The sequence below is a fragment of the Thiohalocapsa sp. genome, from assembly GCF_019695415.1.
Lineage (GTDB): Bacteria > Pseudomonadota > Gammaproteobacteria > Chromatiales > Chromatiaceae > Thiohalocapsa.
Genome location: NZ_JAIFKJ010000307.1, coordinates 1 through 10,969, shown reverse-complemented (window position 1 = coordinate 10,969; position 10,969 = coordinate 1). Strand labels below are relative to the sequence as shown.

The 10,969-nt window shown below is 62.5% G+C and carries 13 protein-coding genes; 4 read left to right on the top strand and 9 right to left on the bottom strand.

Going from position 1 to position 10,969, the window contains the following annotated elements:
- Positions 1–51: 51 nt before the first annotated feature.
- Positions 52–786 carry a hypothetical protein gene (locus tag I6U14_RS08970; protein ID WP_296898602.1) on the bottom strand — a complete coding sequence of 245 codons (735 nt, stop codon included), beginning with the start codon at positions 784–786 and terminating at the stop codon, positions 52–54.
- 169 nt (positions 787–955) lie between these two features.
- Here I6U14_RS08970 and I6U14_RS08965 point away from each other — a divergent pair, with 169 nt between their 5' ends.
- Positions 956–1,453: a peptidylprolyl isomerase gene (locus I6U14_RS08965; protein WP_296898601.1), complete on the top strand. Its 498-nt coding sequence runs from the start codon at positions 956–958 to the stop codon at positions 1,451–1,453.
- Positions 1,454–1,517: 64 nt separating this feature from the next.
- Here I6U14_RS08965 and I6U14_RS08960 read toward each other — a convergent pair whose 3' ends face one another.
- The 8 genes from I6U14_RS08960 to I6U14_RS08925 form a co-directional block, all read right to left on the bottom strand.
- Positions 1,518–1,679 carry a hypothetical protein gene (locus tag I6U14_RS08960; protein WP_296898599.1) on the bottom strand — a complete coding sequence of 54 codons (162 nt, stop codon included), beginning with the start codon at positions 1,677–1,679 and terminating at the stop codon, positions 1,518–1,520.
- A 189-nt stretch (positions 1,680–1,868) separates the two neighbouring features.
- Positions 1,869–2,180 carry a hypothetical protein gene (locus tag I6U14_RS08955; RefSeq protein ID WP_296898598.1) on the bottom strand — a complete coding sequence of 104 codons (312 nt, stop codon included), beginning with the start codon at positions 2,178–2,180 and terminating at the stop codon, positions 1,869–1,871.
- A gap of 51 nt (positions 2,181–2,231) precedes the next feature.
- Positions 2,232–2,741, bottom strand: a complete 510-nt coding sequence (locus tag I6U14_RS08950; RefSeq protein WP_296898596.1) for a peptidylprolyl isomerase — start codon at positions 2,739–2,741, stop codon at positions 2,232–2,234.
- A gap of 4 nt (positions 2,742–2,745) precedes the next feature.
- Positions 2,746–3,096, bottom strand: coding sequence for a hypothetical protein (locus I6U14_RS08945; RefSeq protein WP_296898595.1), 351 nt, complete (start codon positions 3,094–3,096; stop codon positions 2,746–2,748).
- Between the two features lie 316 nt (positions 3,097–3,412).
- Entirely contained in the window at positions 3,413–5,296 is a 1,884-nt protein-coding gene (gene aprA / locus I6U14_RS08940) for an adenylyl-sulfate reductase subunit alpha (protein ID WP_296898593.1), read from the bottom strand.
- Positions 5,296–5,778 carry an adenylyl-sulfate reductase subunit beta gene (aprB, locus tag I6U14_RS08935; RefSeq protein ID WP_296898592.1) on the bottom strand — a complete coding sequence of 161 codons (483 nt, stop codon included), beginning with the start codon at positions 5,776–5,778 and terminating at the stop codon, positions 5,296–5,298. Before aprB ends, aprA begins: the two co-directional genes overlap by 1 nt.
- Before the next feature lie 40 nt (positions 5,779–5,818).
- On the bottom strand, positions 5,819–6,682 hold the full coding sequence (locus I6U14_RS08930; protein WP_296898590.1) for an adenylyl-sulfate reductase: 864 nt from the start codon (positions 6,680–6,682) through the stop codon (positions 5,819–5,821).
- A 553-nt stretch (positions 6,683–7,235) separates the two neighbouring features.
- Positions 7,236–8,075, bottom strand: a complete 840-nt coding sequence (locus I6U14_RS08925; protein ID WP_296898589.1) for a hypothetical protein — start codon at positions 8,073–8,075, stop codon at positions 7,236–7,238.
- A gap of 364 nt (positions 8,076–8,439) precedes the next feature.
- Between I6U14_RS08925 and I6U14_RS08920 the strand changes: the two genes are divergently transcribed.
- The 3 genes from I6U14_RS08920 to I6U14_RS08910 form a co-directional block, all read left to right on the top strand.
- A complete protein-coding gene (locus tag I6U14_RS08920) occupies positions 8,440–9,555 on the top strand; it encodes an aminoglycoside phosphotransferase family protein (protein WP_296898587.1) in 1,116 nt (371 codons plus the stop codon).
- A gap of 147 nt (positions 9,556–9,702) precedes the next feature.
- Entirely contained in the window at positions 9,703–9,975 is a 273-nt protein-coding gene (locus I6U14_RS08915; protein ID WP_296898585.1) for a hypothetical protein, read from the top strand.
- A gap of 111 nt (positions 9,976–10,086) precedes the next feature.
- The coding region (locus I6U14_RS08910; RefSeq protein WP_296898583.1) for an alpha-amylase family glycosyl hydrolase at positions 10,087–10,969 on the top strand (883 nt) is incomplete at its 3' end.

Here is a 10,969-nt window from a genome sequence, read left to right as displayed (position 1 = left end):
GCCCGGCTCCGTCTGATTTTTGGGCAGGAAGCCCAATAAATCAGCATCTCCTTAGTGCGGCGCATTGCCCGGCCATTTGGCCATGTGCCTGCGAAGCACGTCCGTCACTGCGTCTGGTACGTTTTGGAACGCCGCCTGGCGCATGCCATCGGCCAGGAAGCCAGGCATGTCATAGGGCAGCCGACGGCCCATCTTCTCGAACGTTTGCTCCATGAGCTGCGGGTCCAGCGATCGCGTCGCGGCGATACCAGCATTGAGGTTGATCACGCGCCAGGGGCGCCAAGCATCGCTACGCTCCTCGTCCAATTGCAGCCGGACCGATGCCGCGTCGACGACTTCTTCCATGAGCGCACACAGGCCACGCAGTTCAGCAGCGCCGCTCGTCGCGTTCACAATCGTGCCGAAGCCATCGGCAGTGCCCTCCAGGTTGTCGATGACAGCACCACGCCGGGCGACCCACACCCCCATAGAGGCGAACATGCGCGCAACGGACTCGCGCTTGTCCATGATCTCGACCTTGCGCACGAGAAAGGCGAGACGGTCGAGCAGATCGAGCCCGTACGCGCAAAACTCATCGAGCTCCTCCTGCTCCAACCGGGCAGCGCCGGATTCCAGGGCTCCAGCAATCTGAAAGAAGTCCGACAACGCCCGCGCCAGCGCGATGGGGCCAGCGTCTTCCTCCATGACGGCCTGCGCTTCGTCGCTGCGCGCGAGCACCGCCTGCGTCACTTCCAATGCCAGATCGGAGATGGCGTCGATTTCGATAACGAGGGGATGTGTCGACACCTGTGGTTACCTGCTGCGGATTAGGGAAGCGCCGTTCTATTCGCGTTTGCCGCGCGGGCCCCGACGTCCTGCCACACCCGGGACTTGACCCTACGCGACCTGTCGTCGACCCTTCGTACCCCAAGCGTCCTCATCAACACACCACGACTTTGTACCGCCGGAGACCTTCATGACCGACAGCAGCACAGACATCATCAAGGAGGGCAAGTATGTGGAGCTCACCTACCTGGTGCGCGACAGCAAGACTGGCGACGTCCTCACCGAAATCACACGTCCGCTCAACTATGTTCACGGGGTCAACGAAATACTGGCACCAATGATCACACAAGAGCTGGAAGGCAAGAGACAAGGTGAACGCGTCGATCTGCTCGTGGACTGCAATGAGCTTTATGGACCCAGAGACGAGTCACTCGTCATCACGGAGAAGGTCGCCGTGGTGCCGCGCGAGTACCGCCAGGTCGGCAGCCAGATCCTGATGGAAAACAATCTCGGGCAGATGAAAAGCTTTCTTGTGACCAAGATCGAAGGGGACAACATCACCTTCGACGGCAACAACCCGTTGTGTGGCCGAGAGGTCATCTACCAGGTGACCATCCTGTCGGTTCGCGATGCCACTGCTGAAGAGCGGCAGGGCGGCAGCCAACCCGAGGCCGGCCCTGCCGCCTGAAATTCCCTCGGCGCCGTTCTGCTATACGACCGAACGACCCCGAAAGCACGTCGAGCGTGAGGCGTCAGGGCTGCTTCGGCGCCTTGTACTCCGCCTCTTTTTGAAAGTTATCCCAGATGGTTTGATACCCGACGAAGCCCTTCTCGTTGGGCTCCATCTGCTTGGTCTTGAGGAAACGTGTCTTCCCCTCGGGCACTTTCGGGCGGCTCTTGGGTTGCTGGCTCATGGATCACCTTCTCCAGACTCGCTGGCTTAGAATGAACGGGGCGCGCCGCTGCAGCAGCGGACCACCCCACGCGAACACCGAATTTCTACACGAATACGCCGACAGCGCCGAAGCGCCGAATCGCTCCAACCGACACGCAGTGCCGCCTCGGAGGAGGTGCTGGCTGCCGGGTGCGCGCGGTCCTTCGGCTCATGTTTCGTGCATCTTCTGCAACACCTCGTAGACGAACTCGTGGGTGTAAGAATTCTCACCGCCATGGGTCAAGGCGTCGTCTGACGTGCGAAAGGTCAAATATGGATGAACCTCGGCACCGTCGACTTCAATGGCGGCGGTATCATCAATCGTGCTGGCAACGCTGAAGGCGATGCTCGCCGTGAGCTCCTCCAGCTTGGCCCCAGTCAGGCCCGCTTCCTGCAGCTTGACCCGGATGCTCTGTACCAACTCCCTCACCAACAGGGCCTGTTGCTCTTCGAAGCGCATTGGATCAAGGTTGAGCTGCATTGTGTGCTCCCGTTACCGGAGGCCTTGACGCCCGTCTGCTTGCGCAACGCCTCAAAACGGAACCGGCGTGACGCCCGACAGCTCCGGCCGCGCCTCGACCTTGCCACCGGCTGCCATCTCTGCCTCGGTGGCGTCTCGGACGGTCAGCACTTCGAGCTCGAACACCACCTGCCGACCGCATAGTGGGTTGTTGCCATCAATGGTCAAGGTGTCCTCATCAACCCGCGTGACCAGGAAGGTCTTCCGGTTGCCCTGCTCGTTTTCCATGACGATGCTGGTGCCGACTTCCCGGTACTCTTCTGGCACATTCTCGATGAGATCAGTAATGACCAGAGACTCGTCTCGCGGTCCGAACAACTTCTGGCAATCCAGCTCCACGGAAATCGTTTCGCCAGCCGCCCTACCCTCCAGCTCCGCCATGACCTGGGACGACAGAACGTCGTTGACCCCATGGACATAGCCCAACGGAAAATCGACACCCGTCAATACCTGCCCGGTCTTTACGTCGATCACTTGATACTTCAGCTCGACGTACTTGTTCTGTTGGATAGTCTCTGTCATGACGCTAGAAGATTGATGCTGCGAAAATCCGCACTTCCCCCTTCTCGTAGCCGAGCACCATGCGCCCGAGCCACTCGCCTTCCATGTTCTTGCTACGCACGCGGTAAAGGACAGTCACATGCTCGCCGCGTCTGATGAGGCCCAGAAAGTCGCGTTCTTCCACGAGGTTGCGCGACAACGCGCTGTGAGCAAACTGCTTACCGAGCTCGACCTCATTCAGCCCGAGCAGCAGCTCGTACGAAAACTTTCTAATAAACTTGCCGTACTGACCCTTGTTGGAATACTGGATCAGCTCGTCCCACATCGGGTGCGCGATCTCGAGAATTTCTTCGTCTGACTTATCGTTGATATTCATATGACATCGCCACTGTTGAGTGCTGGATCTTCTTTTGGCAGACGCCAGCTTCAGCCGGCGGGCTTGTGGCGACGAAACCAGCGCGCGAGGCGTCGATGCTTAAGGTCGCTCCCGAGATGCATCTTGGAAGCTACCGATCTACTGGTATTGCCTGACCCAAAATCGGACCAGAGCAGGAGACGCGCCCCCCGCTGCGGCCATTTTCAGTGGCTTTCGAGCTACTGTGAATCGCGGGGCGTCTCGCCCCGCACATAATCCGCCGAGGACCTGGCGGTAGGCCCAGGTCTCCCCGGGCCTACCGCACAACAGAGCCCCCTTACGCGGCCTCGGCTTCCACCTTGTCTTCCACCAAATGGTAGCAAGGCGCCTTCTCCATGGTGTACTCGCCGGTCTCAGGATCGCGGCGGGACACCGTCAGCACGTGCCAGTTGTCGTCGTCCACCTTCATCGCATCACCGCGGTAGTAGTAACCCGGCCAGCGGGTCTCCTTGCGGAACAGTGTGTGGTGCATGACGGCTTCGGACGTCAGGTGCCGATGCTTCAGCTCCCATGCGCGCAACAGCTCATGGATGTTCTCTGCGGCGAGCTTGTCGAGATCCTCTTCCAGGAGCTTGAGCTTTTTCAGGCCGATGTGCAGCAGCTTCTCGTTGGTCATGTAGTTGACCGTCACGCCGCCGCAGTACTCGTCCATCAGCTTCTGCAGGCGATCCAGGCCCTGACGCGGGTTGATGTAGTTCGGGTTGACCGAGCCCGCGGTGATCTCGTTGCGATAGATCTTGTAGTGCTCCATCGGCTTGTAGATCTCTTCCTTGCGCCGCTCGATCTGCGCATCAGAGACGCGAATCCCTTCGGCCTTGCCGTCATCGATGTACTTGCAGGCCGCCTTGGCCGCAAGCCGACCTTCCGTGAAGGAGCCGGAGGAGAATGCGTGCGGCGTGCCGCCCACCGCATCACCCGCGCCGAAGAGACCTTCGACCGTGGTCATGCGGTTGTAGCCCCAGAAATAGTCCGGCGGTGACACGTCCTCCGGGCCCGAGCACCAGGCGCCGCAACCCGTGGCGTGAGAGCCCATGACGTAGGGCTCGGAGGTGGTCAGCTCCGGGTTCTCGTATTTCGGGTCCACGTCCGTCGCCGCCCACAGCACGGCCTGACCGACTGTCATACCCAGGAAGTTGTGCCAGCCGATCTCTTCGAGGTGGGGATCCTGGAAGGCCTCCATGGTTACCATGTGGATGGGCCCGCGACCGGCGTTCACCTCGTTGATCAGGGCGTGGTTGCGCAGGCAGGTCGGAATCGGCCGATGCGTGCGGTGAGACGCCTCCACATCCAGGTAACGCTTCCCGACCATTTCCTCCAGAGCCGGGAACCACTTGGATTCGTACTCTTCGCCGAGGCCGTTCTGGGTGTACGTCTTGAGGTGCAGGAAGTACGCGCCGACCGGCCCGTATCCGTCTTTGAAGCGCGCGAGAACGATGCGGTTCTCCATCTGCGTCATCTTCGCGCCCGCCCCGATCAGCAGGCCGTAGGCGGACCCGGACGACCACGGTGCGTACCAAACGCGACCGGCGCCTTCGCCCACCGAGCGCGGCTTGAAGATGTTCGATGCACCACCGGCAGCCACGACGACGGTCTTGGACTTGAAGACGTGATAGTTGCCCGTACGCACATTGAAGCCGACAGCGCCAGCGACACGGTTGTCCTTTGCTTCGTCCATCAGCAGGTGGGTGATGCAGACGCGATTGAAGACCTGGTCGGCGGACTTCTTCGCGGCCTCCGCGACGATGGGCTTGTAGGACTCGCCGTGGATCATGATCTGCCAGCGCCCCTCACGCTGATACGCGCCCGTTTTCGGGTTGCGCATCAAGGGCAGACCCCACTCTTCGAACTGGTGCACGGTCGAATCCACGTGACGGGCCATGTCGAACAGGAGGTCCTCCCGCACAAGGCCCATAAGATCGATGCGTGCGTACCGCACGTGGTCTTCCGGATTGTTCTCACCGAAGCGGGTGCCCATGTAGCAGTTGATGGCATAGAGCCCCTGTGCCACCGCGCCGGAGCGATCGATGTTGGCCTTCTCCGCGACGACGATCTTCTTATCCTTGCCCCAATAGCGGGCCTCGAACGCCGCACCAGTGCCGCCCAGGCCTGCACCGCACACCAGGACGTCGATGCCGTCCTCAACGATTGTCTTGTAGCCCATTATTCGTACACCCCTGTTTTGAGTTTGAGCCCGGCGGCGTCGAGCGTGTGCAGACCGCCATCATCGAAGCGAATGTATTTCGGCTCGTTGTACAGATACTGGCTGTCGCGCATGTCCTGGCTCGGAGGTGGCGCGTCCGCAAGTTGCGGAATATGCTTTCCCCAGGGCTTGGTCGTGATTGGCGCGAGCAGGTTCATGTCCTTTTCGCCATTACGGAAGATAATCCGCCAAGCGATGACGCCCTTCTCCTCATCACGGCGCACGCGCACCGAGTGTCCGAGCGGCGCGAAATCGGCATAGCCGCGCACATCAATGGCGTTGTGCGGGCAAGCCTTGACGCAGGAGTAGCACTCCCAGCACATGTTGGGCTCAATGTTGTAAGCGCGGCGCACCTTCGGATCGATGTGCATGATATCCGAGGGGCAGATGTCAACACACTGGCCGCAACCGTCACAGCGAGTCATGTAGACGAAAGTTGGCATATTGGGTGTCCTCTTCGTGACTTCAGTCAGCGACGCTGGGTCAGTAGTGGCTCGGCGCTTCGCGCTTGATGCCAAGCCCCATATTGGGCGGGTTGTCGCCCATGTACTCGGGGATGTCCGGGTAACGTTCCTTGCACTCGGCGCTTGAGAGGTCAGGGATCTCGGGCAGCTTGTCGCGCGAGCCGTCCGCCACGGCTACCTTTTTCTGGAAGGCCGCCGCGGGCTTGAAGAACATGTGCGCGAACTTAGACCAGAGGATCGTACTGAACAACGTGGTGGCCGAGGCGATGAACACGACGAATGCAACCACACTCAGCACTGAGGTCGAGCCCGTAATCGCCTGAAAGAACGACCAAACGAGCGCGAAGGTCGCCATCAGCAGCAGGGATACGATGAACAGATCCGACTGATGGACGTTGTGCCACTCGTTACCCTCGGAGCGCACATCGGCGCGGATCTTGAACCAGAACCAGTAACCGCCGATGCAGATGGAGAGCGCACCCAAGTGCCAAAGCAGCGCCGACAGGGCGAAGCCCTGGCCCTCGGCGGCTGGTAGGCCGAAGATCAGCAGTGCCGTGGTCACCACAAAGAAGATGAATCCGTACATGGTGAAGAGGTGGGAGATCCGCCGATCGGGATTCTCGAACTCGCTCGAGGTCAGAACCTCGTTCGTCAAGGTGCTGACAGCCAGGCCGAGCTTCTCCCCACCGCTGACCTCTCGCTTGGCGATCTTCTTGAGCGACTGGCCTTTCTCGAAGAAGTACTTCCCGCTCTTCTTGTGCACGACGTCGAGCAGCGTGCCGCCGATGACGAGAAGGACCATCAGCACGACATACGCTTGCATGACGCCGGGCTCAAGCGGCGAGCTTGCGGCCAGAGCCGCAAAAGGGTTACTTGTGATCATTGGATGGTGACCCCACTGACAATGGTGAGCCGAATTGCCTCAAAGGTTTAAGTGGTGCCAACCGCCGCCGCGGCAGCTCCACTGGCGATGCTGGGAGGCGATGCCAAACGACCGATTATCCTAGGCCTCCACTGGGAAATAGCCCACTGGGAAATGGTCCACAGGACGATCGACAGACTGACTTCAGGCGCATCCCGGCGACGACGGCGGAGTATAAGCGCTGTAAGAGGCGCCCCGCGACTCAAACATTTTCGGACGCCATAACAGCTGCTAATGATCCCGGACGCCGACAAGGGGGAAGCCGTAACCAGCTGCTGCAGCAGCAGATTCCGTACCTGCGAGGGAGATTCAGGAAGCTTGTGCTTGTTGCGCCGCGTCGCAAGCGCCAAACAGCGGACGTGTTTCTAGAGGGGGCGACGGCGGGCGGGTCGGACCGTTCCGTCACGCTGGCGCCGGCCTTCCTCGGACCTTCCTCTCGTACCGGACAAGCTGCGCCAGAGGCTCGCAGCGCCCAGCCGAAACGCCGCCGGATCACGCGCAGGAGGTGACGGCATCATTGGTAGAGGACGCCATCGCGGCGCCCCATTGCGTACGCGGTCTCCCCCGCTGCCATCCGGAGCCGCGCTTCGATTCGAATTTTATCCATGACGTCGGTGTCGGCGATCTCCGGATAGAGCGGATAGAATCGTGCCACGTCGAGCGCATTCGCCTTCGCCGCCAATTCCATTCTCCGCCGATCTTCCAAGCTCACGCCGTGCAGCATCAAGAGCCGCGGGGCTTGGCGATGCAGATAGCGCTGACACAGATCCTGCTGTTCTTCACTCTCCCAATCCTCCCGTACGAGGAATGGCGGAAACGCCTCACCCTCATTATACCTGCGGGTGAACCATGTGGCCCTGGGCTTAGCGCCCGCGCGCTCCGCGACGCAGCGCTCCAGCCTGTAGTTCACAGGTCCGTAGGATCTGCTGCGCTCAACCTCGCTCGTCTCGATCGGCATCACCGCCGCGGGCAGCGCCGTCCAGTCGGTGAGTTTTGGAAACGACGCCATCTCCGATGCGTCGACACAAGAGAAGATCAAGGCCAGAGGTGAATCGTCTTTCGGATCCAGCAGCCAATATTCATACCGGTCGGCGGCTGCAAACGGCAGACGGACGCCGAGCAGAAAGCGCGCCAGCTCGAGGATGCGCGGATCGACTTCGCCCTCCTCCGTGGTGGGGTTCTCGATCACCCGTGCGAGGTCACAATGCCTGATGTGAGCGGCCCTGGTGAAGCGGCCCCGTTGACGGCTGTTGCTACCCTGCCCGCCGCGGGCGTTTGCATAGATGAACTGAAACTCCCACAAATCACCGTCCATCGACAGTGCCCGCGCCTGATCGGATTCAGCGATTTGCACTTGTCCTGAGTACGGCTGCAGTAAGCGCTGAGAGTGAGCTCTGATCATTGGACCGGCTTCGCTTGATGGGGTGCCTTGGAGCATGGACGAAGCGCCCTGCGGCGTTCGCGAGGCCCACCGACGGACCCTTTGCGCGCCCGAAACCGGTGGCGTTTCCCCCGGACAGGCACAAGAGCTTACCGAACTTTGCCAATCACGGAAAACGCCCCTGAACGAGACCGCATACGGGGGCTGCCGCGGTAGCCGGCGGAGCGCGTCGGCAACGCTGACAGGGAAGAGCGGCGCTTGGGACGCGCACCGACAAGCGCTGCGCATGAACGGTGGCGCGGTTGCCGTCTGCAACGGCCGCTGGTAGAAACACGACATGTCGGAGCCAGAAGACCCCGTCCGCCGAGCACCCCCCGCACAACCGCCGTTGGAAGTGATCCGCCGCTTTCTCGGCGACGCGACGACGTCGGTAGCGATAGCTCCGCTGGGCGCCGGACTCATCAACCGAACCTACCGGCTGGACGGGGCTGCGGGTGCATTCGTGCTCCAGGGCATCAACCCGGGAGTGTTCCCGGCACCCGAGCGCATCATGGCCAATCTTGCCCGCCTGGGTGAAGCGGCGGCGGACCACCCCGATCTCGGCGTGCGCCTGCCGACCCTGGCTTACGCCGAAGATGGGCTGCCCTACGTTCGCGATGCCGACGGTACATGCTGGCGGCTCATGGAGTGTATCGAGCCGAGCCGCACTCTCCAGCGGCTGGACAGTGTCGCGCAGGCAACGGAGGTGGGCCGCACGCTCGGGCGCTTCCATCGCCTGGGCGCACTGCTGGACACGGATGTGATGGCCGTCACCCTGCCCGGCTTTCATCACACGCCGAAGTATCTGGCGGCCCTGGACGCGGCTGCCGCGGAGACAGACAGCCATGCCGATGTGGCCGATGCGATGCGCTTTATCAACGCCCGCCGGGAGGCTGTTCCCGTGCTCGAGCATGCGCTCGCCCGCGGCCGCACAAGCCGGCGGCTGATCCACGGCGACCCGAAGCTCGACAACCTGCTCTTCGACCCAACCGGGTGCCGCGCCCTCTGCCTCATCGATCTCGACACCGTACAGCCGGGACTCCTGCACCACGACATCGGCGACTGCCTGCGCTCCTGCTGCAACCGCGGCGGCGAGGCCGGCGATACCGGTGCGGGCGCCCGCTTCGATGTGGAGCTCTGCGGCGCGATCCTTGCCGGCTACGCCGAGGCCTCAAGCGGGCTCTTGAGCGCAGACGAGCTGCAGCTTATGACACCGGCCGTCCGGCTCATCCCGCTGGAGCTCGGTATCCGCTTCCTGACGGACCACCTACAGGGGGACCGCTATTTCCGCGTGCGTTACCGCGGCGAGAATCTGCACAAAGCCCGCCGGCAGCTGGCGCTGGTGGCGGATATCGAGCGCCAGCAGGGAGCGATCGACGCGGCCGTCCTTGATGCCTTCGCGCGCCACGGCTGAGCGTCCTGGGCAACCATGCAGCGGCGACGACCCAGAGAACGCGCGAGGCCAAGGCGGGATGAGGCCGCCGATCAACGGCACGCACAGGACCTCCTGACAAGGCTCGCGGCCCTGCTGCGCGATATTCAACACACGCGAGCGGGTGAGGTGGCGGAGCTCCTTGCCACCTTCGACACGAATCCCACCGCCGCTTGGCGTCAACTCGCTGGCAACGCCTGGTGGGCCGGCGCCGGCTCGCTGGCTGCGGAGAGCTTGTTGGAGCCGACTGCACTGCCGCACACCGAGCGTACTGCCGCGATGCAGGCTTTTCGCTCGCTGCTCATCGATCTCGCCGAACTGCTGCGCGCCCGCGGGCCAACGAATCCGGGGCTATCATCCTGGCTCTTGGCGTTTCGCAACTGGGACGCGTCCGGCGTCTGAGCAGCGACGATTCGCGCTGCGATTGATCCAGATGGGGGTTGGCGCAGCCTCGGCGCCCGCCTGCTGCTGCACAATGATGTCCAAGCACAGCAGGACCCACTGGAGCGCCGCATGCCCGAGATCACCGTCCACTTTCGCAAGCCCGCCGACTGGGCCGAGCCGGTGCTGATCCACTACTGGGAGCGGCAGCCCGCCGGCGACGGCACCGAGTGGCCCGGACTGCCCATGGCGCCGGAGCGGACCGATCCGGACTGGTACGTCTTCACCTTCCGCGACACCCGGCGGGTGCACCTGCTGTTCAACGACGGCCACGGGCGCCAGAGCGCGGACTTCGCACGGGAGCGCGACGGTTGGTTCAGCTTCGACACCCATTGGCGGGACAAGCCGCCGGCGGCCGGCGATTCGCCGCCCGACCAGACAGCGGACCAGCTTGCCAGCCCGCCCTCACCGCCCCCGGCGCCGGCGCCGGCCATCGTCAGCGCTAAGCCGCGCCCTCTCGCCGAGCGCGCGGACTTTCGGGAAGAGACCATCTACTTTCTGCTGACGGCGCGCTTCAATGACGGCGACCCATCCAACAACTTCTTCTGCCGCGACCGCATCCGCTTCGATGCCGCGGGCGACGCCGTCGACCCCCACTGGCGCGGCGACTTCAAGGGCCTGATCCAGCGCCTGGATTACATCCGGGACTTAGGATTCACCGCCATCTGGATCACGCCGCCGGTGGAAAACCGTTCCGGGCTCGACTACCACGGCTACCATCCCTACGACTGGACGCGCATCGACCCGCGGCTGGAATCCCCAGACGCGAGCTATCAGGACCTCATCGATGCGGCACACGCGAAGGGCATCAAGATCATCCAAGACGTGGTGGTGAACCACTCCTGCCAGTACGGTATCCGGGGCAAGGTCCACATCGACCACCTGCCCAGCAAGTACTATGTGCCCCAGGGCAGCGAGCAGGGCCGGGTGGACCACGGCCCCTACCAGGGCAACC

Excerpts from the sequence above, each read along its gene's own strand:
- I6U14_RS08965 (WP_296898601.1), top strand. The coding sequence starts at position 956 with ATGACCGACAGCAGCACAGACATCATCAAGGAGGGCAAGTATGTGGAG.
- I6U14_RS08960 (WP_296898599.1), bottom strand. The coding sequence starts at position 1,679 with ATGAGCCAGCAACCCAAGAGCCGCCCGAAAGTGCCCGAGGGGAAGACA.
- I6U14_RS08955 (WP_296898598.1), bottom strand. The coding sequence starts at position 2,180 with ATGCAGCTCAACCTTGATCCAATGCGCTTCGAAGAGCAACAGGCCCTG.
- I6U14_RS08950 (WP_296898596.1), bottom strand. The coding sequence starts at position 2,741 with ATGACAGAGACTATCCAACAGAACAAGTACGTCGAGCTGAAGTATCAA.
- I6U14_RS08945 (WP_296898595.1), bottom strand. The coding sequence starts at position 3,096 with ATGAATATCAACGATAAGTCAGACGAAGAAATTCTCGAGATCGCGCAC.
- aprA (WP_296898593.1), bottom strand. The coding sequence starts at position 5,296 with ATGGGCTACAAGACAATCGTTGAGGACGGCATCGACGTCCTGGTGTGC.
- aprB (WP_296898592.1), bottom strand. The coding sequence starts at position 5,778 with ATGCCAACTTTCGTCTACATGACTCGCTGTGACGGTTGCGGCCAGTGT.
- I6U14_RS08930 (WP_296898590.1), bottom strand. The coding sequence starts at position 6,682 with ATGATCACAAGTAACCCTTTTGCGGCTCTGGCCGCAAGCTCGCCGCTT.
- I6U14_RS08920 (WP_296898587.1), top strand. The coding sequence starts at position 8,440 with ATGTCGGAGCCAGAAGACCCCGTCCGCCGAGCACCCCCCGCACAACCG.